We start from the raw sequence: 23,463 nt of genomic DNA, 5'->3' as shown, positions 1-23,463 counted from the left end.
CTCCGGTCTGTGCGGTCAAGATGACTGAATTACTAGGGATAATTTATTGACTGCTCGGAAATTGCAAGGTTTTGAAAGGTTCTAAAAGGTACATATTAAATGTGATTTACCTGCGTGATAATGACGCGAACTTGATCCGGGTGTCTGATTTCCCGACAGCGTCGCGATTTGCCCTGTGTTAAAACAAGCCGTCACGGCAGAGGGAGGCGGCATGGTGGTCGCACAAAATAGAACCCGCAGATGGGTTTTGCTGGGCGGCGGCGTTGCCATCGCAGCGGGATTTGCCGCCCGTGAATACCTTTTGACACCGCAGGATTATGCCGGTGGTCAGTTGCAGGTTGCCGAGGCCCATGCCAAGGCTGTCTCCGGCGAGGTGCTGTTGGTCGATATCCGCACCCCTCGCGAGTGGCGCTCAACCGGCATAGGCGAGGGCGCGCGGCCGCTGGATATGCGCCGCGCGGATTTCGTATCCGCGTTGATGCAACTGACCGGCGGAGATACCTCGGCCCCTGTCGCATTGATCTGTGCGCGCGGCGTGCGCTCGGCCCGGCTGAGCAACCGTCTGACCGAGGCAGGGTTTACAAACATCATCGACGTGCCTGAGGGTATGCTTGGATCGGCTGCAGGGCCGGGGTGGGTGCGCGCCGGGCTTCCGGTCGAAGTTTTCGCTGAGGGTACGTGATGAATAAGCTGTATTGGATGTCTTTCTGTTTGGCGCTTGCGGGGCAACAGGCAGCCGCTGCATGCGGTCCGGACGAGGGGACCTGTGGGACAGGGTCTGGTGAATATCACATCGAACTGCCTGATGCAGACAACCCGCCCTTGGTGGTGTTCCTGCACGGATATGGTGGCAGTGGCAGCGGCACCATGAACAATCGCCGCATGGTCGATCCGTTACTTGACCGCGGCTATGCCGTTATGGCGCCCGAGGGGCTGGAGCGACCCGACCGGGGCGGCACCAAAAGCTGGAACTTCTATCCGGGCTTCGGCGAGCGTGATGAAACCGCATTTCTAAGCGAAGCGGTCGAAGACGCGGCTGCACGGTTCGGCATCGACAGCGACCGCGTTGTTCTGGGCGGCTTCTCGGCAGGTGGCTTCATGGTCAATTATCTCGCCTGTGAAGCGCCCGAGACCTTCTCGGCCTATGTGCCGGTGTCAGGCGGTTTCTGGCGTCCGCACCCCGAGGATTGCGCAGGACCGGTGCGCATGTTCCACACCCATGGCTGGACCGACAATGTTGTACCACTGGAAGGCCGGCTTTTGGGCGGTGGCCGGTTTCATCAGGGTGATATTTTCGCCGGTCTGGAAATCTGGCGGGTCGCCAATGAATGTGTCGATACCAAACCCAGCGGGTTTTCGACCACAGGTCAGTTTCTGCGGCGCAACTGGATGGGGTGCGCCGAAGGCAGCGCGCTGGAATTCGCGCTGTTCCCCGGCGGACATACTGTGCCGCAGGGGTGGGCTGATATGATGGTGGACTGGTACGAAAGGTTGCCGGGCGGCTGATTACTCGGCCGGGGTGACAATGCCCTTGCCTTCGATCAGCCGCTTCAACTCATCCCGATAGCGCCGGGCCGAGCGGGTGATGGCGGGCTCGCTGACATCTTCTCGCATCCCGACCATGCGGCGCGCGGCGCCCGCCGACACACCGCTGAGCGCCGAGAGCGGGATGGCCAGCGCAAGGCTGATTGCAATCGGGGCCAGCCAGACCGAGACCAGACCGGCGAGGATACCAACGCTCAGCGCGACACCGCTGATGGTTTCCAGCGTGTGGCACAGGATCAATGTGCGCAGCCCATAACTGCCGCCATCGCGCGCCTGCGGCGACCAGCCCTTTTGCAGGCCCAAGGCGGTGCGGAACACGGCGATCATCTGCTGCACCATCAGGATCGGGGCATAGAGAATCGACAAAATGACTTCGGACAGAAACGAGGTGAAGAACTTGCGTGTGCCGCCGAAATCAGAATAGCGCACACCGCTGAGGGGCAGGGCTGCAACGCCCAGAACCTTGGGGGCCAGCAGCATCGCGTACATTACGAGAATGATCAGCACATGGCGGGTTTCGGACATCTCGGGCCATTGCGGGAACAGCGGGTTGTCCGGGCTGAAATAGTGCAGAACCGAGGCGTCCTCGCCCTGACCGATCAGCGCCCACATCACCAGCAGCGCGAACCACAGCGGCGACATCAGATAGCCGACCGCGCCGTGGAACATATGGAAGCGTGACACAGCGCGGAACCCGGTCGAGCCCAGCAGCTTCAGGTGCTGCAGATTGCCCTGGCACCAGCGGCGGTCGCGCATGGCGTGGTCAATGAGGGTGGGCGGTGTTTCTTCATAGGACCCGCGAATGCGCGGCAGAAAACGCACGGCCCATCCGGCACGGCGCAACAACCCGGCCTCAACAAAATCGTGGCTCATGATCAGCTTGTCCTGCCCGCCCAGCGACCGCAGCTTGGGCAGGCCCGCGCTGGAGGCGAAGGCGCGGGTGCGGATGATGGCGTTGTGGCCCCAATAGTTGCCCTCTTGCCCGCACCAACGCGCGAGGCCCTCGGCGAAGGCGATGCCATAGACACCATTGGCGAACTGCTGCATCCGGGCAAAGACCGATTGCGCACCGATCAATTGTGGATAGCTCTGGATCAGGCCTGCGCGAGGATCGCGCGCCAGCGCGTCGGTCAGGCGGCTGATTGCGCGGCCGGTCATCAGGCTGTCGGCATCCAACACCAGCATCGCATCCCAATCCGCGCCCCAGCGGCTGACCCAATCGGCGATGTTTCCGACCTTGCGGTCTGTGTTTTCAGGACGGCGGCGGTAATAGAGTTCCAGACCGGGGGCCAACGTGGTGCGCAGCGCCTCGACGCTGGCCTGTTCCTGCGCGGCGATCTCGGGGTCGCGCGTGTCGGACAGGATGAACATGGCATAGTGATGCTGACCACCGCGTTTCTGCAAGTCCTCCAGCATCGTGCGGGCATTGCCCAGCACGTTCCACGGCACCTCGTTGTAGACCGGCGTTAGCAGCGCCACGCGCAGGGGTTGCGGGCGGGTTTCGCGCTTGGGCTGCTCTTGCCGGGACAGCGAGATCATCCCCAGCAGCACAGTGCAGACCGTGAAGGAAATCCAGAAGAAGTTGAACGAGATCAGCGTCAGCAGAATGCCTTCGACCAGATTGATCCCTTCGGCGCTGAACCAATCGGACATGACCCAGAGCAGACCCAGAGCCGCCGCCATAGCCGGGGAAAAGGCCAGCGCACGCCAGAACCCCGACGAGGGTTTACGCCCCCCTGCAGGCACCTGCGCATCGCGGAAGCCCTGCGCAAAGTTCTGCGCGGGCATCGCCAGCGGGGCCTCGGGCGGCATGATATGCAGATCGCGGCTCATGTGGTCCAACGGTAAAGCCAGACCTCGGACGCCGGCTGTTTGTCTTTCAGAAGCTGCGCGCGCAGTTCCACATAGGTGCGGTCGCCGGGTTCGAACGAGAACGCCAGTCGCAGACCGCCGGTATCCGGGTTGCGCTGCAGCACACCGTCAGAGGTTTCGGCATGGGGCGAGTCCACGAAAATGGAGATGGCTTCGGGGTCCTCGAACAACTCGCTGTCCTCGAAATCGATCACGGCCAGACGGCCCTCGCCGAACGTATTGTCACCCATTGCAGTGTTGATCACGCGCGGCATCGGCGTGCGCTGAGGTTCCTCACCCCAGATCAGGCGATAGGACAGATCAATCTGGCTGCCAGCCGCGTAGGGCTCCATCGGGCGCCAATAGGCGACGATATTGTCATAAATTTCCTGATCCGCCGGGATTTCGACCAGCGTGACGGTGCCTTTGCCCCAATCGCCATTGGGTTCGACCCAAAGGCCCGGGCGTTTGTGATAATTCGCCTCAAGGTCCGCATAGTCCGAGAACTTGCGCTTCCGCTGCATCAGGCCAAAGCCGCGCGGGTTCGTGTCTACGAAAGACGAGATTTGCAGGCGGGTCGGGTTGGCCAGTGGTCGCCACAGGACTTCTCCGGCACCGTTGCGGATCAACAGGCCGTCGCTGTCGTGGACGGCGGGGCGGAAATCGTCGAACCGGCTGTGGTTGGTCTGGTCGAACAGGAACATCGACGTGCCGGGCGCGATGCCGACATGGGGCAGTTCGGTGCGCGGAAACAGCGTCGCCTCGACATCCATTACGCAGTCGGCCCCGGCGGTGACGTTGAAACGATAGGCCCCGGTGACGCTGGGGCTGTCCATCAGGGCGTGCACGATCATGTTGCGCTGACCCGGTTTGGGACGCTCCAGCCAGAAGCGGATGAATTCGGGGAATTCTTCACCATCCGGGTCGCCGGTTTTAAGCGCCAGACCACGGGCCGAGAGGCCATAAACCTCATGCAGACCAATGGCGCGGAAATAGCTGGCCCCTTGCCAGACGCAGAATTCATCGGTCTCACCCGGTCGGTGCATTTCGGTGCGCAGGCGCAGGCCGGAAAAGCCCAGCGTGTCGTCGATCGGCAGCTTGGGCACGTCTTCGGATTTGTCGAACATCGCCAGATCGAAACTGACTGGCGTAGTCACACCATCTTCGACCGTGTGCACCTTGACGGTGCGTGGGAAGTACAGGCCCGGTGTGAAGAAATCGACGTTGAAAGGGGTCTCAGTCTCGTACCAGAGCGCACGGTCCAGCCGGAACCGGATGGATCGGTATTGCTGGTACGTCAGATCCTGCCATTCCTGCGGGACCATCTCACGCTCGGCATAGTCGCGGCTGGCCAGATCGCGGGCCATGGCGATGACGTCATCACGGCTGAACGGGCTCTCTCCGCCTGTTGCATAGGCAGCCGGGGCAAAGGCTAGAGCCGTTGATGAGGCGAGAAATGCGCGGCGGGTAAAATTCATTTCTTCGATTTCCAGGGTTGAGACTTGAACCAAGCGGCCAGATAAGCCACGCCGATGATCATGGCAAAGCCAATCATGTTAGCGACAAAGACACTGGCAACATCCCGCCCACTCAGGTCCAGTCCGACGCCGATAAGCCGTGCTGCTGCCATGGAAAATACGAACACCGCCAGCGATTGCTGACCCACTTTGGTGATCACGGTCAGTAAGGCCTGCCAGACCCGCGCAGCCGCGCCATGGCCGGTGGCGATCAGGCGATGGCCGTGCTCACCGGCGACGACCCAGCCCAGATAGGCCAGTGACAGGAAGTGCAGATACCGGAACAGGCCAAAGTCGGTCTTGTCGCGGAATTCCTTCGTGATTGGCCAGACCTTGCGTATTTCATCCGCCAGATCGGGCGCTGCAGCATTGATCCAGGTGAACACTTTCCACGACCCAAACGGCATCGAGAAGATCAGGAACAGCGCCGCCGCCCAGATCAGGGTTTTCGACACCGGAGGGGCCGGGATCCATCCGCGCATGAAGGCAAAACCGGTGAAGAACAGCAATTGCCAGCCAAACGGGTTAAAGAACCATTGGCGATCCGACCACGGCTCGGCCGGCAGGGCCAGTATTCCGGTCTGCGCCACCAGCCAGATCGTGACCGAAGCCGCTGCAACAGCCCAGAATCCGATGCGGTAGAGACCCATGAACAGCGGCATCATCGCCAGAACCACCAGATACATCGGCAGGATGTCAAAGTAGTTCGGCACATAGGTCAGGGTGAACAGCCCCACGATCTGCGAGGCCGGATCGTTGAAGAAATGCTGCAGGTTCAGAGAGGCAATATAGTTTTTCTCGAACAACCCGCTTTCGTTCAACGCAGCCATGGACATGGCAACGAAGAAGAACAGGCAGATATGGGCCCAGTAGACCTGCCAGATGCGGAACGTCACGCGGGCGGTGCCCATCCACCATCCCTTGCGCATGAACGCGCCGCCAAAGGCAATGGCCGAGGCCATGCCTGAGCAGAAAACGAAGATCTCGGTCGCGTCCGAAAACCCGAACCGGGCGGGAATCCACTTGGCCCATGGATCGTTTGGAATATGCGCGATCAGAATGATGAACATCGCAATGCCGCGATAGAAATCCAGACGCGGATCGCGCGTACGGGCAGGGGTGGCTGCCGCAGAAGCCACCGGAGCAAAATCAGAAGCGGGCGATGCAGTCGCCATACAGTTCTGTCCTTCTTGGTCTTTTTTTGTTGTTATTCGGCTGGGACGCTTTGTGCGTCACCGCTGTCGCGTGCGGCCTCGATCAGAGCGCGGCGGGCGAGGGCATAGTTGTCTTCGCCACCCGCACGCTTGGCGCGGCGGTCATCCAGGATGTGCTCGACCTCATCCAGACGACCGGCGCGCAGGCCGGAATCAATTGTGATGCGCTCGAATACATCACGTTGGGCGTGGCTGCCACCCGCAAGTTGCATCCCGCCGCGCGCATTCGACAGGAAATCAAAGGCTTGGCCGTACAAACCGTCACCAAAGGCCTCAAGCCCCTTGGCGGCGGCAATGCCCGGGTCGGACATGCGAATGGGCGTGTCGCCCTGATTGCGCTGGGCGTCTTTCTGGATGCGCTGCAACATCTTGCCGGTCGCGTCCGAACGATTGTCGCCGGTCAGGGCCAGCAGGTAATGCAGATCGGCAAAGATCAGGCAGCCATCTTCGGTGCGCGCAGCGCTGAGGTCCGCCAGTTCTTCCCAGCGGTCGCCTACATCCACACCCTCAAGCTCGAGCCGCGACAGCAGCGAGGTGGCATTTGATATATCGCGGTAATCGTCCGTTTTATCCTGACGGATGTGGTGATCATAAAGCGCCATCACCTGATCGACCTGACCCAGATCCAGATGCATCAGCGCCTTGTGCCACCAGACGTGATAGCGGAAGTTGTTGCAATGCGCCCAGGCATCCTCGCGCCCCGCCAGCCAATCCAGACCCAGCTGCGCGTTGCCCGTCATTTCATGCACATGCGCAACGGCGTGCAGACCCCAGGCGTCGTCCGAGACCATCCAAAGCGCCTGACGTCCGGCGATCTCGGCCTTCTCGTAAGCGCCGGTTTCCTCAAGCGCGAAGGAATGACAGCCCAACAGGTATCCGCGACCGGCGTGATCAGGTTCATAGGCGGGCATCACACGTTCAATCGATCGACGCATCCCCTGCGCGTCACCCAGAACAAACCGGGTGGCATGGCTGAGTTTCATCGCCAGCGTATCGGTGGGGTGGGCGCGCAGAACCTCTTCGAATTTCTGCACCGCCTGCGAAGGCAGGTCAGCCATATACAGCGCCAGCGCCTCAACATAGAGCCTTTCGCGCGCCGAGACCGGCTGCCGTTCCATCGCCGCATTGGCTGCATTCAGCGCCTCGGTCGCGACTGGGATCATCTCGCGCCGACCCAGCAGAACCATGAACAAACCCTTGACCGCATGACCCAGCGCAAAATCGGGCTCAAGCTCGAGCACCTTACCCAGATGCTGAGGTGTAACAGCCGCGTGCGCCATGAACCCGAGCAGAACACCATTCCAGGCCTCGACACTTGCCGGCAGGCTCAGGGTGTTCATCTGTCCAAAAACGTCTTGTTTCATGCTCGGGTCCAATCTGGTTGCGATTTTTACACTCTACGACTTAGCAGAGAGTGTATGCGGGTCGTAACAGTATCGACCCTGCTCTCGAATTGGTGAAAGCCCGTGTGGGCAAAAAATGAAAAAAACCGCCGATTCAAGGGCATGTTTCAGCAACTTGCCGCCGAATTAGGCGGAGTGTTTCAATCCTCGAAGGGATTTTTGGCGTTCAGAACCGCGTCGGTATCGGCCCCGCAGACCGGGGGTGCGCTGCGATATGTTACAGGCGTACGCGACAGGTTCAGTGGATTCCCGATCAGATTGACCGGGCCCGGTTCGGCCTGCATCGAAATCTGCATGTCCCGCGCAGCGACCTGATCGCTGGCAAAGACCTGATCCAGCGTCTGCACCGGCCCGACAGGGACTTTCAGCGTTTCCAGACCGTCGATGACGGTTTCGGTATCCAGCATCTGTACGGCGGGGCGCAGAATAGCGTTCAGGGCATCGCGATGTTCCAATCGCGCCGGGTTGGTGGCGAAACGCGGATCATCGGGCAAATCGGGGCGTTTGATGAAGCCGCAGAAGCGTCTGAACTGACTGTCATTTCCAACGGCCAGAATCACATGCCCATCCGCTGTCTGGTAGACATCATAGGGCACGATGTTCGGGTGCCCGTTTCCGCGCCGCTGAGGCACATCGCCTGACGTCAGATAGTTCACGCCCTCATTGATCAGCCACGCGACCTGCGCGTCGACCAGCGCCAGATCGATTTGCTGACCTTCGCCAGTCCGGTCGCGGTGGCGCAGCGCGGCAAGGATTCCAACACAGGCATACATGCCGCACATCACGTCGGCGATGCCGACGCCGACCTTCATCGGCGCTCCATCGGGGTCGCCAGTCAAAGACATGACGCCACCATAGCCTTGCGCCATCAGGTCATAACCGGGCTTGCTGGCATTTGGCCCTGTTTGCCCATAGCCGGAGATCGAACAATAGACGAGGCCCGGAAATTCCTGCGAAAGAGTGGCATAGTCGAGCCCATATTTCGCCAACCCGCCGGGTTTGAAATTCTCGATCAGGATATCCGCATGGGCCGCCAACCGCCGGATTTCCGCCTGACCTTCGGAGGTTGCAATGTCCAAGGCCACGGATTTCTTGTTGCGGTTCGAGGACATGAAATAGGCGCTCAGGTCAGATCGCTTGCCGTCCGCGTCCTCGACATAGGGCGGGCCCCATTGCCGCGTATCGTCCCCTCCGGTGGCGGGGTTTTCGATCTTGATGACCGTTGCACCAAGATCGCCCAGCAACTGCGTACAGGTCGGCCCCGCGAGAATACGTGACAGGTCCAGAACCTTGACGCCTTTCAGCGGTCCCTCAGATGCGGCCATCATATCCTCCACGCTCGATCTCTGCTGCAATCACGGTGAATTTGTCCGCTTTTACAGCATCTTCCAGCGCAGAGCGCAACTCGGATCGGGTGCGCACGGTATGGCCATAACCGCCAAAGGCGCGGCCCATGGCGGCAAAGTCGTGACGGTCGAAATCCACCCCGCGATTGCCCATCTGACGCTGGCGCTGCTTCAGCTCGATCAGCGCAAGGCTGGCGTCGACAAAGACCAGAAAGATGGGGTTGCCGCCCAGCTCAGCGGCGGTCGAAAGCTCTCCGGCGACCATAAGGAACCCGGCATCACCAGAAAAGCTGATCACGGGGCGGTCGGGTTCGGCCAGTTTCAGGCCGATTGCCATCGGCACCGCGCAGCCCATGGTGCAGAGCGCCGAGGACTGGATCAGCCCGCGCTCCTCGGTGCATTGCCACATCTGGCTGAGAAGAATGCGATGCGCGCCGCTATCAGCGGTGGCCAGCGTTTCGGGCGGCAGGGCGGCGCGGGTCTCGGCGATGATCGCTGCTGGTCCCCAGTCTTCATCCGTCGGGAAGGCCTGCGCCAATGCGGCCTTGACCTGCCCAGGTTCGCCGCCCGGCCACGTCGCCCGGGCCGGGTTGCCCTTGGCTATAGCCTCAAGAGTTGCGCCAGTGTCGGCAACCAGATTGAGCCCCGACTGGTGCATATAGTGATCGTTGACCACCGCCGAGATATCGATGACGCGCTTGGTTTCGGGGTCCCAGATCTCGCGCCAGCCGGGGCGCATTTCGATGGGGTCATAGCCCAGACACAGCACCAGATCGGCCTGTTCCACCAATGGCACCAGATGTTTGTCGGCCAGCGGGGACAGCCCCGCGCCACCCAGACATAACGGATGATCCTCGGCCACGACACCCTTGGCCTTATAGGTGGTCACGAAGGGAATGCTGAAATGTTCCAGAAACGCCTGCACCACCGAGCGCGAGTCGTCATAGAGCACGTCCAGACCGACAATCGCGATGGGCCGCTCGGCCTCGGCCACCCAGCGGCGGGCTTTCTCCAGACATTCACCTTCGGGCGCGACGGGGGCGACTTTGGCCAGACGGCGGCGTTTCACATTCGCCACGCGAGTATCAGCCACCGAGATAGGCACGTCGATATGGACCGGGCCGGGGCGCGGCTGGTTGGCCAGCGATACGGCCTTGTCAGCAATGATATCAGCACCCTCGGCCGTTAGCATGAACGTACCCTTCGTGATCGAGCGATAGACCTGCGCGTGGTCCATCACCTGATGGGTGTAGGTCAGCGCCTCATCCGCGTCGACGCAGCCGGTCAGCACGATCATCGGCACCCGGTCCTGCAGCGCGTTGGCGACCACGTTGATCCCATTCATCGCACCGGGCCCCAGCGTGGCCACCAGAATCGCGGGCGCGCCATCGCGGTGGTGGACGGCCTCGGCCATGAAACCGGCGGAATTCTCGTGTTTGGCCAGATGGAAGGTGATCCCCGCCTGCTCCAAAGCGTCCACCAACGTTAGAACCTCACCGCCCGGCATGCCAAAGGCATGGCGGCATCCAGCCTCATAGAGGCGTTGCGCCAACAGATCCGCAGCGCGGGGGGACAGGTCCTGCATCACTCAAGCTCCGATCATCACGTTATGCAGCAGATTGCGGAGGACAGGCCCGGACGCAAGCAGGTTCACGTCAGTGTGACTATTTGACTGCGCTTTCCGCGACTGCCTGAAACTTGGCGTCAAGTTCGGCGGCGATCTCGCTCAGCGCTTCTCCGCCTTCATGGGCATAAGGGGCAAAGACGAATCCCGGGGTTTTGTAAGACAGGGTTGCAGTGCCATCGCCATTTTCGGTCACATAAAACCGGATCGGTGCTTCGATCATCGCGTTGGTCGAGGTTTCAAGCACCCGCACCGCATAGTCATTGTTGAACGCCCCGATCACCCGGTTGCCCGGAATGGTAATGCCGCGCGCAGCGGCGGCCTTGGTTGGACCCGCCTGCGTGACGACGATCAGTCCATTTTCCTTAACGGCGGTATTGGTGTCCTCGACCAGTTGGTCATAGCTTTTGGCGCTGGGATAAACTGCCCACCCGGGAAGAGGCTCGGGGCTGTCGGCCCATGCGGGCAGGGCCAGCAGGGATAGTACGATGCAGAATGCTCTCATGTTCCAGCCTTCCTTCGGTGGTCATCGAAGTGATGGCAGAAAAGCGATGAAATCGCACTCACAATCGCGTGGGCGGCGGCTGGTCAGCTCTGATCCGGGCGTTTTTTCAGCAGATAGATATCCATGATCCATCCGTGATCGGCGCGCGCACGAGCGCGGGTGTCAAGGATTTGCTGCGCCACCTCGGCCAATGGCCCCTTGACCAGCAGCTCTTCGGCCATACCCACATAAGCCCCCCACCAGATGTCATAGCCGTCCATCTCAAGGCTCTGGAATGAGCATTCACCGTCCAGCATCACGGCCACGGTCGAGGCTGCTTCAGGCCAGCCCTCCTCGCGGATGCGCCGCCCGGTGGTGACCACATAGGGCGCGCCCAGATCGTTGATCGGGATCGCATGCGCCGCCGTCAGCGCCTGCAGCGCGGTAATGCCGGGTATCACTGTGGTTTTCGGTTGTGGACGCAGCCGCGCCGCGATGCGCAGCGAACTGTCATAAAGCGACGGGTCCCCCCAGATCAGCAGCGCCACATGGTGCGCGTCCGGGTTGGCGGCCATCGCGTCTTGCCAGCGCAGAGCTATGGCGTCGTGCCACGCGTCGACCCCGCGCAGATAGCCGTCATCCGAGCGTCGCTTGGGGATGTCGAAATAGGCGATGCGCGGCGTGGCATCAGTGACCCGAGCAATGATCTGCTCGCGCAACCCGGCCAGATCGGCCTTGTTCTCACCCTTGCGGGGGATCAGAATCAGATCGGCGTTTCGGATCGCCTGTGCGCCCTGAAAGGTCACATGATCCGGGTTGCCGGTACCAATACCGATCAGGCTGAGTTCAATCATCATCGAACTCCGCCAACGGGCCATAGAGTATCAATGCCGGGGCCTTTCCGATCTCGGATTGCAGCTTCTCGGCCAGCGCGCCGATGGTTGACCGATGCAGCGCCTGTTCGGGGGTCGAAACGGATTCAGCCATCAGCGCCGGGGTGTCCAGCGGCAGACCATGGGCATGCAGGGCTTCGACCAACAGCGGAAAGGTCCGCTTGCCCATGAATACAACCGTGGTTGCCCCGGCATCGGCCAAGGCGGGCAGGTTCAGATCGGAGGGCAGCTTGCCGCTGATATCATGGCCGGTGACAAACTGCACGCGCCGCGCCGTCAGGCGCCGCGTCAGCGGGATACCAGCCGCCGCAGCGGCCGCGATGGCCGAAGGGATGCCCGGAATGATTTCATATTCGATCCCGGCGGCACGCAGTGCGACCAGCTCTTCCTCGAGGCGGCCGAACATACCGCCATCGCCGGATTTCAACCGCACGACGCGTTGCCCGGTCTGCGCATATTCGACCAACAAACGGCTGACATGATCCTGCTTGGGCGAGGGGCGACCCGCGCGCTTGCCAACGCCGACCAGATCGGCATCGTCGCGCGCATGGGTCAGGATCGGCCCGCTGCTGAGGTCGTCAAAAAGCACTGCATCGGCCTTTTGCATCCGGTCCACCGCCTTCAGCGTCAGCAGTTCCGGGTCGCCGGGGCCGGAGCCAATGAATGAGACAAACCCGTTCATGCCGAGGCCTCTGCGATCAGGTGGAAGAACGTGCCGGTCACGTGGCCACGTACCGATCCGGTTTGCGGCCCTTCCGCGCCTTCGGCGTCAAACACACGCGCGAGCGGGGCATCGGGTTGCTCGACAATCGACGAATAATGGAACTCATGCCCGCGCAAAGCTGCCCCTTCGGCAAACCCGGGCATCTTGGAAAGCAGTTCCGCCCGGCGATAGCCCAGATTGAATTTGCGTTTCTGGTACGACGTTACCAGCCCCAGCAGGCCCGCCATCTCATGTCGCACACCCTCTTTGTCGATCAACGCCTGACCTAGCGCCATGTACCCTCCGCATTCCCCATGCACAGGTTTTGTCTCAGCATGTTTGCGCAGCCCGGCCAAAAACGTTCCCGCAGCGGCCAGCGTGCCCGCGTGTAATTCTGGATAACCACCCGGCAACCACACCAGATCGGCATCCTGTGCAGGGGCCTCATCAGCCAACGGTGAGAACGGCAAGATCTCGGCCCCTGCCGTTCGCCAACCTTCCAGCAAATGCGGATAGGTAAACGAAAACGCCGCATCCCGGGCCAACGCGATCCGTTGTGCCGGAGGACGCGGCAGCGCGGCTGACGATGGCCCCGAGGGGCCTGAGGAGGCCGCCCGTTTGATCGCCTCAATATCCACATGCTGGCGCAGAAACGCGGCGTATCCGGCAATCGCGCTTTCCAGATCGGGATGCTCGACCGCCTGTATCAGCCCCAGATGCCGCTCGGGCAGGGTCAAGTCTCCGCGACGGGGCAACACGCCCAGAACCGGCAGGCCCGCGCGCTCCATGCCCAACCGCGTCAGCCGCTCATGTCGGGGGCTGGCACAGCGGTTCAGGATCACGCCGGCAAAGGGCAGGTCGGGATTGTACATTTTGAACCCCAACGCCGTGGCTGCCGCCGATTGCGCCTGGCCGCCCACATCCAGCACCAGAACCACCGGCCAGCCCATACGCAGCGCGGTTTCGGCGCTGGACCCATGACCCAATTCTCCGGGTTTGGCCACGCCGTCAAACAAGCCCATCGAGCCCTCGGCGACGACAATATCCGCGCCGTCAGCCTGCTCGGAAATCGCGTTCAGCAATGGATCGCCCATCGCCCAACTGTCCAGATTGAACGACGCCCGCCCCGCCGCAGCGCGGTGAAAGGCCGGGTCGATGTAGTCCGGCCCACTCTTGAAAGGTTGGACGGTCAACCCATCCTCGGCCAGAGCTCGCAGCAGGCCCAGCATCACGGTGGTCTTGCCGGTCCCCGACGAGGGGGCCGAGATCAGAAGGCCGGGGGGATTAGTCATCGCCATGGCTCCAGCTTGACCATGGGCTGTCGGCGCTTTGCGGGCGATAGCGGCGGTCATAGGTCTTTGAATACAGGCAGCTTTCGTCAAACCCTTCACCCGCCAGTGCCGGGCCGACCAGAATCAGAGCGGTGCGCGAGATGCTCTCGTCCAACGCGTCCTTCAGGGTCGCCAGTGTTGCGCGGATGATCCGCTCATCCGGCCAGCTGGCGCGGTATACCACGGCCACCGGGCAGTCAGCGCCATAGGCCGGGGTCAGGTCAGCGATCACGCGCTCCAGATTGCCAATCGACAAATGAATGGCCAGTGTCGCGCCGGTGCGGGCGAAGTTCTCAAGCGTCTCACCTTCCGGCATTGACGACGCACGTCCCGGTGTGCGGGTCAGCACCACCGATTGCGCCAGCCCGGGCAAGGTCAGCTCGGTGCCCAAGGCCGCTGCGGCAGCGGCAAAGGACGGAACACCGGGGGTCACGCTGACCGGGATGCCCATCTCTTTGAGCCGACGGATCTGTTCGCCCATCGCCGACCAGACGGACAGATCGCCCGAGTGCAACCGCGCTACGTCCTGACCGGCCTGATGCGCGGCGTCGATCTCGGCCATGATCTGATCCAGATCCATCGGCGCGGTGTTGATGATTTTTGCACCTTCGGGGCAGTGGCTCAGGATCTCTTCGGGCACCAGAGAACCCGCGTACAGGCACACAGGGCAGGAGGCGATGATATCGCGCCCGCGCAGGGTCAGCAGGTCGGCGGCGCCGGGTCCGGCGCCGATGAAATGAACGGTCATGATTGTCCTCCGATGGCGATGGCGCAGGTGGCCAGCCGGTCGTCCGAGATATGTCTGGGTGAAAGCAGCCGCGCGCCAATCCCGGCGGCAGCCAATGCGGATGCTTCGGCCACGCTGCCGGTGCCATAGGTCGCCCGGCTGCGGTTCGAGCACGTGAGGGTTCGCTGTCCTGCCAGATCGGATGCGGCAACGAAATGCACTGGCACCGGCAGGTCTTCGGCGAAGGCGACAAGGGCGGGGTGCCCTTCTTTGTCCGCCACGGTCGCCAGCGCCTCGACCTCATGTCCTGCCGATGCGGCGCGGTATGCGGCGCGCAGGCTGTCCGCTGTCGCGGCTGATGAAAATCCGATCCCGGCAACGATCATAGCGTCACGCTCCACTGCACGACCGGATAGGCCGACTTCCAGCCCCGGCGCGGACCCAGAGGCGCGGACTGCGCCAGTTCGATGCGCAATAGGTCTCCGCCCAGTTCTTCGTGCCAGATGGCCAGCAAGGCCTCGCTTTCCAGAGTCACCGCATTCGCGACCAACCGTGTTCCGGCGGGCAGGGAATCGCGCAGCCATGCGAGCAGGTTCGCGCTGAGCCCACCTCCGATGAACACGACATCTGGTAAGGGAAGACCAGGCAGCGCGTCCGGGGCAGTGCCGTGCACGACGTTCAGGCGGTCTTGTCCCAGAGCGTCGGCATTGCGCCGAATACGCTCGGCGCGATCCTCGCGTGGCTCAATCGTGGTGGCCGTCAGCGTCGGATCGCACATCAGCCATTCGATGCTGATCGAGCCGGTGCCGCCGCCGATATCCCACAGATGCTCTCCGCGTTGCGGAGCCAGCGCCGAAAGGGTCAGTGCGCGGATGGGGCGTTTGGTGATCTGGCCGTCGGTTTCAAATATCTCATCCGGCTTTCCGGACGCCTTGGGCAGCGCGCGTCCCTCGCCCGCCACCTCAAGCGCGACGCAGACCGGGTGATCGAACGTACCCAGCAGCGCCTCAGTCAGCGACACCGAGCGGGCGCGTTCGCGGGGGCCGCCGAGGGCCTCAAGTACATGCAGCGTTGTGTCGGCAAAGCCTGTTTCGGTCAGGTAAGATGCCAGTTCGGCAACCGCCGCGCCGTCGCGCAGCAGAATGATGGCGCGCAGGCCGGATGACAGATGCGGGCGCAGGCGGGTCAGGGGGGCTGCGTGCAACCCGAAGGTTTGCGTGCTTTCCAGTGGCCAGCCCAAGCGCGCAGCGGCTAGCGAGAATGTCGACTGACCGGGCAACGCAGTCCATTCCCCCGCCTCGAAATTCCTTGCAATGACGGATCCCGCACCAAACCAGAACGGATCGCCCGAGGCCAGAACGACAGTCGCCCGCCCGCGCTGCTGTTGTAACAGCGGCAAACCGTCCGAGAAGGGCACCGGCCATGCAATTCGCTCGGCCTTGTTTTCGGGCACCAGCGACAAGTGGCGGGGCGGACCCATCACGACCTCGGCCCGGTCCAGCACTTGACGGCTGGCAGGAGACAGGCCATCAAGCCCATCTTCGCCCAAACCCAGAACGGTCAGCCACGGAGCGTCAGACATGCCAAACCTCCTGATCCTTGGCGGTACGACCGAGGCCAATGCCTTGGCCAAAGCCGTTTCCGAACAGGGGATTGCGGCGGTCTATTCCTATGCAGGACGGGTGGAGAACCCCCGACCGCAGCCATTGCCGACCCGCGTGGGAGGTTTCGGAGGGTCGGACGGTCTGGCCCGTTACATCCGAGATCACGGGATCACCCATGTAGTCGATGCGACCCATCCCTTTGCGGCGCAGATGAGCCGAAATGCGATTGAGGCCTGCCGAGAAATGCAGACCCCGCTGGCTGCCTTGACGCGGACGGCGTGGGTCGCGCAACCCGGCGACGTATGGCGGCACGTGCCGGATGTCGCTGCAGCCGTCGAGGCACTGTCGAGCGACCCGCAGCGGGTGTTCCTCGCCGTGGGGCGCATGCATCTTGAGGACTTCGCCGCTCAGCCCCAGCATCACTATCTGCTGCGGCTGGTGGACGAACCAGACGCATTGCCCCTGCCGAAGGCCGAGGTCGTGGTGGCCCGAGGGCCCTTCACCGAAGCCGACGACCGCGCGCTGATGCAGCGCCACGGCACGCAGTTGGTTGTGTCCAAGAACGCAGGCGGCACCGGCGCGCGCGCCAAGCTGGACGCGGCGCGGGCGTTGGGCCTGCCGGTGCTTATGATCGACCGTCCGGTTCTGCCGCAGCGGACCGAAGTGACGAGTGTCGCGCAGGTTCTGGACTGGTTGAATCATTCCGGTGTGAACCTCGGCGTGTAGACGATGGGCGCGCCGTCGCGTTCGATCAGCCGGGTGCGGGACGATCCCACGATGACCACGGTCTGCATGTCTGCCATGTCCGGAGTGGCCTCTGACAAGGTCGAAACACGGATCGCCTCATCTGCGCGTGATACGGCGCGGGCGAACAGGATCAGACGCTCAGGCTCGCATTCGTCACGCAGGATTTCCAGCGCCTTAACAAACCCTTCTGGGCGGGACTTCGAGCGCGGATTGTAGAAGGCCATCGAGAAATCCGCTTGCGCCGCCAGACGCAGCCGCTTTTCGATCAGCGACCACGGTTTGAGATTGTCGCTGAGGTTGATAGCGCAGAAATCATGCCCCATCGGGGCACCCGCGCGCGCCGAGGCCGCCAGCATGGCGGTGATACCCGGCAGCACCTCGATCTGGATATTCCGCCATTCGGAGGGGCCGTTCTCCAGCGCCTCGAACACTGCCGCCGCCATCGCAAACACACCCGGATCGCCCGAGGATACGACAACTACCCGCTTGCCCTCGGCGGCCATCTGCAACGCGTGTTGGGACCGGTCGATCTCAACCCGGTTGTCACTGGCATGCAGGGACAGGCCTTCGCGCTCGGCCACGCGGGCGACGTAGGGGATATAGCCGACCACATCGGTCGCCTCGGCCAGTGCCGCCGAGACTTCGGGTGTCACAAGTGCCTCATCGCCCGGCCCAAGCCCGGCGATCTTCACCCAGCCGCTCATGGCCGCCGCCCTTGCCCGTGGACGATGATGATCGAGAAATAGGGGGTGACCTTGTCGCAGGCCTCGGACAGTTTCGTCACTGTCTGGTTGGGCATTTGCGCGAATTCCACGATCCAAGCGCGATCATACAGGCCTGCGGTTTTCAGCGCCCGTTTAACCTTTTCGATATTGCGCCCGATCTTCATCACAACCAAAGCGTCGGTCTGCGCCATCCGCTCGGCCAGAGTATCCTCGGGCAGAGTTCCGACCAGCACTGTCAGCACGTCATCGCCCCAGGTGATCGGGTCTCCAGTGGCTGTCCATGCGCCCGACATGCCGGTGATGGCGGGGATCACATCAACATCAGCTTCGTCTCGTAGTCGGTTGTAAAGATGCATGAAAGAACCGTAGAAAAACGGATCACCCTCGCACAGAACCACGACGTCCTCGCCTTGCTCGGCGAGTGATTTAAGATGCGCCGCGCAGTCCTTGTAGAAGGTCGAAAGCAGTTCATTGTAGCGCGGATCGGTCACAGGGATTTCCGTTGTCACGGGGTATTCCATCGGAAATTCCACCGCACCCTCGGGGATCATTCCGTTGACGATCTTGCGTGCCTGACCGCTGCGCCCCGGCTTGCGAAAGAACGCCACATGCCGCGCGTTGCGCAGCAGCCGGTCGGCCCGGACGCTCATCAGGTCGGGGTCGCCTGGGCCCAGACCTACGCCATATATCGTTCCCATCTTCATTCGGCCCGGCTCGCGATCGCGTTGATGGCGGCGACGGTGATGGCGCTGCCGCCCAGACGGCCCTTGACGATGCAGCACGGCACCGGTTGCGCGGCCCACAGAGCATCCTTCGATTCCACCGCGCCGACAAAGCCCACCGGGCAGCCGATGATGGCGGCCGGGCGCGGGCAGTCGGGATCTTCCAGCATATTCAACAGGTGGAACAGGGCGGTGGGGGCGTTTCCGATTGCAACTACAGCGCCCTGCAGGTGCGGACGCCACAGCTCCAACGCGGCAGCAGAACGGGTGTTGCTCATCTCGGCAGCCAGGGGGTGCACACGTTCGTCATGCAGGGTGCAGATCACCTCATTCTCGGAGGGCAGGCGAAAGCGGGTGACGCCCTCGCTGACCATGCGCGCATCACACAGGATCGGCGCGCCACCTTCCAGCGCTGCACGGGCGGCCTGCACAAAACCGGGTGAGAAATGCACGAACTCTTCCAGCCCGACCATCCCGGCGGCGTGGATCATGCGGACGGCAACCTGTTCCTCGTCGGTATCAAACCGGGCCAGATCGGCCTCGGACCGTATGGTGGCAAAGCTTTCCTTGTAGATCGCCGCGCCATCGGTTTCGTAAGTGTAGGGCATCAGGTGAAGTCCATGGTCATAAGTGTTTCTTCGGTCAGGCCGGTCTGGCAGGGCTCATCCCCTGCGCGGCCCTGTTTGACAAGATCAAATCGTCCATCATGGCCGACCAGAGTGATATCGGCAGCCCCCATCCGGGCACACCCCTTGGCGCAGCCTGAAACATGCAGGCTGCCGGGTACGCGCGGGGCTAGCGCACGGGCGATGTCGCGGGTCGCCATATGCGCCTGCGGGCAGAACGGTGCGCCGGGGCAGGCGTCGGTGGTCATAAGCGGGTCGGTGCCGTCCGTAACAAAGGCCGGGGCAGGTTTCGCCGCCCCGCCTTCCAGCAGGATCAGCCGCCACGGGGTGACACGCAGGGCAGTTGCACCGCTTTTCTCAATCAACCGGGCAAGCTCACGCGCAGGCAATTGCCCGAACGCCGCGCCGTAAAGTGTCCCTTGTCCGCAAGAGCCGGGTTCAAGTGCGGCTCCAACCGGACCGGGCGCGGTGCCTTGCCATTCTGGCGGTAGGCCAAGTGCGGCGATGGTCCGCGCCATGCGGCGGGTCTCGGGGGTGTAATTTTTTGCGAACCATCCGGCCAGCGCGATCAGTTGATCGATGGCTTCAGCCTCCGAGACTTGTCGTCCTGTCTCGACCCCGTCAGCGCGCAGGATCAGGCCATCCGGGCTGGCTTCCAGTCGGATATCCGCCGAATCCGCTGCAAGGAGTCGCTCGGGACCGGTGTCCACTGCAAACCCGAACTTGGCGGGCAGGGCAGGCAATTCGGACAGACGATCTATCAGCTCTTGTGTCAGACGTGCAGTCAGGTCGCCCGTTTCGTAGAGCGGGGTGACAAGAATATTGCGCCGCACCTCGATGCCCGGCTCTGCATCCAGCAAGTTCAGCGCGGCCAGTTCTGCCAAAAGCGGTTGATGATCCGCCTCGGCCACCCCGCGCAGTTGCAGGTTGGCGCGGTTGGTCAGGTCGATGGTGCCATTGCCGAATTTTCCGGCCAGTTCGCACAAACCCAAGGCCTGCTTGGCGTCCAGACGCGCCAGCCGGGGGCGCACCCGCACCACGAGGCCGTCGCCCGACATCATCGGACGGTGCGCGCCGGGGCACCACCCCTGAACGATGGGGCCGCTCATCCCAGCCCCTCCAGATTGGCGCGGATCGAATTCCGGCGGGTGTCCCACAGACCCGCCTCCAGCAGCGCGCGGAACCGGTCCTGCATGGCCTGATGCGCTTGCGGATTGGATTCCTGCAAAAACGCATCCACCTCGGCATCGCCCAGCGTGGCATCGTGGTAGAGGTCAAACAGATGCGGCGCGACGGTGCCCGACAGATGCGCGAAGGAGGCCATGTGATCCAGCGTCGCGGCGATCTCGGCAGCCCCTCGGAAGCCATGCCGCTGCATCCCGGCGATCCAGCCGGGATTGGCGGCGCGGGCATGGACGACGCGGCTGATCTCTTCGGGCAAAGTGCGGGCGCGTGGGTTTTCGGGGTTGGTATTGTCCAAGTGGTAAAGCTGCGCGGTTCCGCCGGTGATCTTCTTGGCGGCAGCGAACCCGGCCTCATGCGTGGCATAGTCATTGGCCAGCAATAGGTCGGTCTCGGTCAGGTCCTGCAGGTGGACAAAGCTGTCGGCATTGGCGACGCGCTGGGTGATGCCGTCTTTGTCCTGCGCGATATGCTCGCCTTCCAGCGCAAAGGAACTCGCGTTGAGCCATGCTTCACCCGCCTGTGCCCGCGCCTCGTCGGTATAGGTTTCGGACAGGTGGGTCATGTTCAGACCATAGCTGCCGGGGGCCGGGCCATAGACGCGAGCCGCCGGTTCCTGACCGGCATAGGGGTTCCAGTCCGGGGCCTCATCCCGAGCGGACAGGGCGCGAATGGCTTGGCCGTAAAGCGCCGAGAGCGTCGGGAATACGTCGCGGAACAGGCCCGAGACCCGCAGTGTCACGTCCAGACGCGGGCGGCTAAGGTCGGTGATCGGCAGAACTTCGATACCCGAGACCCGCTCGGACCCCTTGTCCCAGACCGGTTTCACGCCCAGCAGGTGCAGCGCCATGGCGAATTCTTCCCCGGCGGTGCGCATGGTGGCTGACCCCCACAGATCGACGATCAGGCCCCTGGGATAATCGCCTTCCTCTTGCAGGTGCCGTCGCACCAGTTCCTCGGCCAGTTTCACACCTTGGGTATAGGCCGCGCGTGTGGGTACAGAACGCGGGTCGGTGGTGTAGAGGTTTCGCCCTGTCGGCAGCACGTCCGAACGCCCGCGATAAGGAGAGCCGGATGGACCAGCCTCGATCCGTTTTCCGGCCAGCGCGTCGATCAGACCCTGCCGTTCGGCATGGGCCGAGGGTGCAGGGTCGAAATTGCCAGTCACTTCGGGTACGCGGCCAAAGATGTGCAGCCCGTCGCCGAATTGGCTTTCCTTGATGTCGCAGACGAAGCGGTCGATGCGCGTGATCGCCTCGGCGGTGCAAGTGGCCTGATCCAGCCCCAGATCATTTTCCAGCCCAATGGCCTGCGCCTCGTCCCTGATGTCTTCCTGTAAGCGGTCGCGGCGCTTGGGGTCGAGCCCATCTGCATTCGAGAACTCATCCAGCAGCGATTCCAGCCGCACCATCCTGTCCGGCGTGCCGCTATCCTTCATCGGGGGCGGAATATGGCCCAGAGTGACGGCCCCGATGCGGCGCTTGGCCTGAGCGGCCTCGCCGGGGTCGTTGACGATGAAAGGGTAGATCACCGGTAGGTCGCGGATCAGAGCCTCGGGCCAGCAATCGGCAGATAGGGCGACCGACTTTCCCGGTAGCCATTCCAGAGTGCCATGGGCGCCGATATGGATCAGCGCATCCGCGCCAAGGTTTATGCGCAGCCACAAATAGAAGGCGACATAGCTATGTCGCGGGGTGCGGCTGAGGTCATGGTAGTCATCATCGCGCAGCTCGGGTGTACCGCGTTCCGGCTGCAACGCGACCAGAGCCTTGCCGCGGTATAAGGCAGTGAAGTGGAAGGCGCCATCGGTGCAGGCGGGGTCGTCTTCGGGTTTGCCCCAAACGGTTTGCAGGTCTGTGCGTAACTGTTCGGGCAGGTCCGCCAGCGCCGTTTGATACTCCGAAAGGGACCACGAGAGCCGGGCATCCAGCAGCGTTTCCGCAATCGGTTCGGCGGGCGCTGTATCATATCCTTCGCCTTGCAGGTCGGACAGCATCGCCTCGGCTGAGGCCAGTGCGTCCAGACCCACCGCATGAGCCATCTGCCAGTCTTTGCCGGGATAGGTGGACAGTACCAGCGCCGGAACCTGATCTGCTTTGGGGCTGTCCACCAGATTCAGCCAGCCGGTGACGCGGTCGATGATCGCCTCGATCCGTTCGGGTTCGGCCCGGTGGGCAAAGCGGGAATATTCCAGATGCGGGTCGCGTTTGCCGGGTTCCTTGAAGGACGCAATGCCTGCCGAAATCCGCCCGTCCACCTCGGGCAGCACCACATGCATGGCAAGGTCGGCGGGGGACAGGCCGCGTTCCGCCTCGGCCCAGGCTTTGCGGCGCGAAGTGGCAAGGGCGACCTGGAACACCGGTACATTGGCAGCGTCCAGAGGGGATGTGCCCGACGCGCCTTTCCCCGAAAAGGAGGTTGCGTTGATGATCGCCGAGGGGGTCAGCGCCACGACCTGTTCGCGTAGCCAATCGGCGGCTGCGGGCGCTTTCAACGAGGGGGCGAACAGGCCCAAGGCCTCATACCCCCGCGCGCGCAGGCTGCGGATCAAGGCTGCGACCGGAGCGGTGTCGGCAGAGGTCAGATAGGCGCGGTAGAACGTCACGAGGATGCGTTTGGCATCGCCGGAGAACGCTGTGTCCACCGGGATCACACCGCGATCCGGGCACCAGGCGCCGCATTCGGGGATCGTTTTGGCCCCCATTACCGGCCCGGCATAGAGACCCGCCGCCAGCGCCATTTGCGCCAAGGCGGCCTGTGCCGCTACCTCTCCGCCCGTATCGCAGAGATGTGCCAGCCGTCGCAGGGTTGAGACGGGCAGGGTAGAATAGTCATCCAACCGCGTATCCTCACGCCCGTCGGCGGGCAGAACGGCCACAGCAATTCCTTTGGCCTGCGCAAGCGCCAGAACCTGCTGCAGCCCGTAGGCCCAATAGGGCACCCCGCCGATCAGGCGGATCAGGATGCCCCTGGCACCCTCCAACGTCTGCTCGACATAGGTATCCACCGAGAGGGGATGTTTCAGCGCCGTCAGATTGGCTAGCCGCAGGGTCGGCATCCGACCCTCGGGGCCGCCGCCACGATGCCAGCCTGCCGCGAAAGCGCCGAGGTCACTGTCCGAAAAGGACAGCACCACCAGATCCGCCGGGCTCTGGCCCAGATCGGTTGGGGTCTCGGTTTCCTCGAGCCCGTGGCTTTCGCGGAAGACGACGTGCATGG

General features: G+C 62.8%; 21 protein-coding genes. 3 read left to right on the top strand and 18 right to left on the bottom strand.

Translation table 11 applies throughout. From position 1 onward, the window contains the following. Positions 1–211: 211 nt before the first annotated feature. Together ACR0KM_RS01095 and ACR0KM_RS01090 are read left to right on the top strand one after the other, a co-directional pair. Positions 212–682: a rhodanese-like domain-containing protein gene (locus tag ACR0KM_RS01095; protein WP_480819522.1), complete on the top strand. Its 471-nt coding sequence runs from the start codon at positions 212–214 to the stop codon at positions 680–682. Continuing rightward, positions 682–1,506 carry a CE1 family esterase gene (locus ACR0KM_RS01090; protein WP_480819523.1) on the top strand — a complete coding sequence of 275 codons (825 nt, stop codon included), beginning with the start codon at positions 682–684 and terminating at the stop codon, positions 1,504–1,506. The genes ACR0KM_RS01095 and ACR0KM_RS01090 overlap by 1 nt, the downstream gene beginning before the upstream one ends. On the opposite strand, the gene mdoH is transcribed toward ACR0KM_RS01090, so the two are convergent. The 13 genes from mdoH to cbiE form a co-directional block, all read right to left on the bottom strand. Then, positions 1,507–3,378 (bottom strand): glucans biosynthesis glucosyltransferase MdoH, encoded by a 1,872-nt coding sequence (gene mdoH / locus ACR0KM_RS01085; protein ID WP_480857111.1) that lies wholly within the window; start codon positions 3,376–3,378, stop codon positions 1,507–1,509. Next, positions 3,375–4,874 carry an OpgD/OpgG family glucan biosynthesis protein gene (locus tag ACR0KM_RS01080; protein ID WP_480819525.1) on the bottom strand — a complete coding sequence of 500 codons (1,500 nt, stop codon included), beginning with the start codon at positions 4,872–4,874 and terminating at the stop codon, positions 3,375–3,377. The genes mdoH and ACR0KM_RS01080 overlap by 4 nt, the downstream gene beginning before the upstream one ends. Further along, positions 4,871–6,088, bottom strand: a complete 1,218-nt coding sequence (locus ACR0KM_RS01075; protein ID WP_480857113.1) for an OpgC family protein — start codon at positions 6,086–6,088, stop codon at positions 4,871–4,873. Before ACR0KM_RS01075 ends, ACR0KM_RS01080 begins: the two co-directional genes overlap by 4 nt. 32 nt (positions 6,089–6,120) lie before the next feature. Continuing rightward, complete coding sequence (locus tag ACR0KM_RS01070) at positions 6,121–7,491, bottom strand: tetratricopeptide repeat protein (protein WP_480819527.1); 1,371 nt, start codon at positions 7,489–7,491, stop codon at positions 6,121–6,123. Between the two features lie 179 nt (positions 7,492–7,670). Further along, entirely contained in the window at positions 7,671–8,855 is a 1,185-nt protein-coding gene (locus tag ACR0KM_RS01065) for a CaiB/BaiF CoA transferase family protein (RefSeq protein WP_480857115.1), read from the bottom strand. Then, positions 8,842–10,461, bottom strand: coding sequence for a thiamine pyrophosphate-binding protein (locus tag ACR0KM_RS01060; protein WP_480857116.1), 1,620 nt, complete (start codon positions 10,459–10,461; stop codon positions 8,842–8,844). Before ACR0KM_RS01060 ends, ACR0KM_RS01065 begins: the two co-directional genes overlap by 14 nt. Before the next feature lie 79 nt (positions 10,462–10,540). Beyond that, a complete protein-coding gene (locus ACR0KM_RS01055) occupies positions 10,541–11,005 on the bottom strand; it encodes a DUF302 domain-containing protein (protein WP_480857118.1) in 465 nt (154 codons plus the stop codon). A gap of 83 nt (positions 11,006–11,088) precedes the next feature. Further along, positions 11,089–11,838: a precorrin-6A synthase (deacetylating) gene (gene cobF / locus ACR0KM_RS01050; protein WP_480857120.1), complete on the bottom strand. Its 750-nt coding sequence runs from the start codon at positions 11,836–11,838 to the stop codon at positions 11,089–11,091. After that, entirely contained in the window at positions 11,831–12,559 is a 729-nt protein-coding gene (cobA, locus tag ACR0KM_RS01045) for a uroporphyrinogen-III C-methyltransferase (RefSeq protein WP_480857122.1), read from the bottom strand. The genes cobF and cobA overlap by 8 nt, the downstream gene beginning before the upstream one ends. Then, positions 12,556–13,878: a cobyrinic acid a,c-diamide synthase CobB gene (locus tag ACR0KM_RS01040; RefSeq protein WP_480857124.1), complete on the bottom strand. Its 1,323-nt coding sequence runs from the start codon at positions 13,876–13,878 to the stop codon at positions 12,556–12,558. Before ACR0KM_RS01040 ends, cobA begins: the two co-directional genes overlap by 4 nt. Continuing rightward, on the bottom strand, positions 13,865–14,659 hold the full coding sequence (gene cobM, locus ACR0KM_RS01035; protein WP_480857126.1) for a precorrin-4 C(11)-methyltransferase: 795 nt from the start codon (positions 14,657–14,659) through the stop codon (positions 13,865–13,867). Before cobM ends, ACR0KM_RS01040 begins: the two co-directional genes overlap by 14 nt. Beyond that, complete coding sequence (locus tag ACR0KM_RS01030) at positions 14,656–15,024, bottom strand: cobalamin biosynthesis protein (protein ID WP_480857128.1); 369 nt, start codon at positions 15,022–15,024, stop codon at positions 14,656–14,658. Before ACR0KM_RS01030 ends, cobM begins: the two co-directional genes overlap by 4 nt. Next, positions 15,021–16,220 carry a precorrin-6y C5,15-methyltransferase (decarboxylating) subunit CbiE gene (cbiE, locus tag ACR0KM_RS01025; protein WP_480857130.1) on the bottom strand — a complete coding sequence of 400 codons (1,200 nt, stop codon included), beginning with the start codon at positions 16,218–16,220 and terminating at the stop codon, positions 15,021–15,023. The genes ACR0KM_RS01030 and cbiE overlap by 4 nt, the downstream gene beginning before the upstream one ends. On the opposite strand from cbiE, the gene ACR0KM_RS01020 reads away from it, so the two are divergent. Next, positions 16,219–16,968 (top strand): cobalt-precorrin-6A reductase, encoded by a 750-nt coding sequence (locus tag ACR0KM_RS01020; protein ID WP_480857132.1) that lies wholly within the window; start codon positions 16,219–16,221, stop codon positions 16,966–16,968. The two genes, cbiE and ACR0KM_RS01020, sit on opposite strands and share 2 nt — an antisense overlap. Here the strand turns inward: ACR0KM_RS01020 and cobJ are convergent. From cobJ to cobN, 5 genes are read right to left on the bottom strand one after another with little or no spacing between them, the layout of a single operon-like run. Continuing rightward, positions 16,941–17,693, bottom strand: coding sequence for a precorrin-3B C(17)-methyltransferase (gene cobJ, locus ACR0KM_RS01015; protein ID WP_480857134.1), 753 nt, complete (start codon positions 17,691–17,693; stop codon positions 16,941–16,943). The two genes, ACR0KM_RS01020 and cobJ, sit on opposite strands and share 28 nt — an antisense overlap. Beyond that, on the bottom strand, positions 17,690–18,418 hold the full coding sequence (locus ACR0KM_RS01010) for a precorrin-2 C(20)-methyltransferase (protein WP_480819538.1): 729 nt from the start codon (positions 18,416–18,418) through the stop codon (positions 17,690–17,692). The genes cobJ and ACR0KM_RS01010 overlap by 4 nt, the downstream gene beginning before the upstream one ends. Next, a complete protein-coding gene (locus tag ACR0KM_RS01005) occupies positions 18,415–19,044 on the bottom strand; it encodes a precorrin-8X methylmutase (protein WP_480857136.1) in 630 nt (209 codons plus the stop codon). The genes ACR0KM_RS01010 and ACR0KM_RS01005 overlap by 4 nt, the downstream gene beginning before the upstream one ends. Continuing rightward, complete coding sequence (gene cobG / locus ACR0KM_RS01000; protein WP_480857138.1) at positions 19,044–20,171, bottom strand: precorrin-3B synthase; 1,128 nt, start codon at positions 20,169–20,171, stop codon at positions 19,044–19,046. Before cobG ends, ACR0KM_RS01005 begins: the two co-directional genes overlap by 1 nt. Then, positions 20,168–23,461: a cobaltochelatase subunit CobN gene (gene cobN, locus ACR0KM_RS00995; protein WP_480857141.1), complete on the bottom strand. Its 3,294-nt coding sequence runs from the start codon at positions 23,459–23,461 to the stop codon at positions 20,168–20,170. The genes cobG and cobN overlap by 4 nt, the downstream gene beginning before the upstream one ends. Positions 23,462–23,463 lie beyond the last annotated feature (2 nt).

The organism is Ruegeria sp. G10 (assembly GCF_056533645.1).
This window is presented reverse-complemented; position numbering and strand designations above follow the sequence as displayed.

What these genes read in the sequence shown, in the direction of transcription:
- ACR0KM_RS01095 (WP_480819522.1), top strand. Translation starts at nt 212, where the DNA reads ATGGTGGTCGCACAAAATAGAACCCGCAGATGGGTTTTGCTGGGCGGC.
- ACR0KM_RS01090 (WP_480819523.1), top strand. Translation starts at nt 682, where the DNA reads ATGAATAAGCTGTATTGGATGTCTTTCTGTTTGGCGCTTGCGGGGCAA.
- mdoH (WP_480857111.1), bottom strand. Translation starts at nt 3,378, where the DNA reads ATGAGCCGCGATCTGCATATCATGCCGCCCGAGGCCCCGCTGGCGATG.
- ACR0KM_RS01080 (WP_480819525.1), bottom strand. Translation starts at nt 4,874, where the DNA reads ATGAATTTTACCCGCCGCGCATTTCTCGCCTCATCAACGGCTCTAGCC.
- ACR0KM_RS01075 (WP_480857113.1), bottom strand. Translation starts at nt 6,088, where the DNA reads ATGGCGACTGCATCGCCCGCTTCTGATTTTGCTCCGGTGGCTTCTGCG.
- ACR0KM_RS01070 (WP_480819527.1), bottom strand. Translation starts at nt 7,491, where the DNA reads ATGAAACAAGACGTTTTTGGACAGATGAACACCCTGAGCCTGCCGGCA.
- ACR0KM_RS01065 (WP_480857115.1), bottom strand. Translation starts at nt 8,855, where the DNA reads ATGGCCGCATCTGAGGGACCGCTGAAAGGCGTCAAGGTTCTGGACCTG.
- ACR0KM_RS01060 (WP_480857116.1), bottom strand. Translation starts at nt 10,461, where the DNA reads ATGCAGGACCTGTCCCCCCGCGCTGCGGATCTGTTGGCGCAACGCCTC.
- ACR0KM_RS01055 (WP_480857118.1), bottom strand. Translation starts at nt 11,005, where the DNA reads ATGAGAGCATTCTGCATCGTACTATCCCTGCTGGCCCTGCCCGCATGG.
- cobF (WP_480857120.1), bottom strand. Translation starts at nt 11,838, where the DNA reads ATGATTGAACTCAGCCTGATCGGTATTGGTACCGGCAACCCGGATCAT.
- cobA (WP_480857122.1), bottom strand. Translation starts at nt 12,559, where the DNA reads ATGAACGGGTTTGTCTCATTCATTGGCTCCGGCCCCGGCGACCCGGAA.
- ACR0KM_RS01040 (WP_480857124.1), bottom strand. Translation starts at nt 13,878, where the DNA reads ATGGCGATGACTAATCCCCCCGGCCTTCTGATCTCGGCCCCCTCGTCG.
- cobM (WP_480857126.1), bottom strand. Translation starts at nt 14,659, where the DNA reads ATGACCGTTCATTTCATCGGCGCCGGACCCGGCGCCGCCGACCTGCTG.
- ACR0KM_RS01030 (WP_480857128.1), bottom strand. Translation starts at nt 15,024, where the DNA reads ATGATCGTTGCCGGGATCGGATTTTCATCAGCCGCGACAGCGGACAGC.
- ACR0KM_RS01020 (WP_480857132.1), top strand. Translation starts at nt 16,219, where the DNA reads ATGCCAAACCTCCTGATCCTTGGCGGTACGACCGAGGCCAATGCCTTG.
- cbiE (WP_480857130.1), bottom strand. Translation starts at nt 16,220, where the DNA reads ATGTCTGACGCTCCGTGGCTGACCGTTCTGGGTTTGGGCGAAGATGGG.
- cobJ (WP_480857134.1), bottom strand. Translation starts at nt 17,693, where the DNA reads ATGAGCGGCTGGGTGAAGATCGCCGGGCTTGGGCCGGGCGATGAGGCA.
- ACR0KM_RS01010 (WP_480819538.1), bottom strand. Translation starts at nt 18,418, where the DNA reads ATGAAGATGGGAACGATATATGGCGTAGGTCTGGGCCCAGGCGACCCC.
- ACR0KM_RS01005 (WP_480857136.1), bottom strand. Translation starts at nt 19,044, where the DNA reads ATGCCCTACACTTACGAAACCGATGGCGCGGCGATCTACAAGGAAAGC.
- cobG (WP_480857138.1), bottom strand. Translation starts at nt 20,171, where the DNA reads ATGAGCGGCCCCATCGTTCAGGGGTGGTGCCCCGGCGCGCACCGTCCG.
- cobN (WP_480857141.1), bottom strand. Translation starts at nt 23,461, where the DNA reads ATGCACGTCGTCTTCCGCGAAAGCCACGGGCTCGAGGAAACCGAGACC.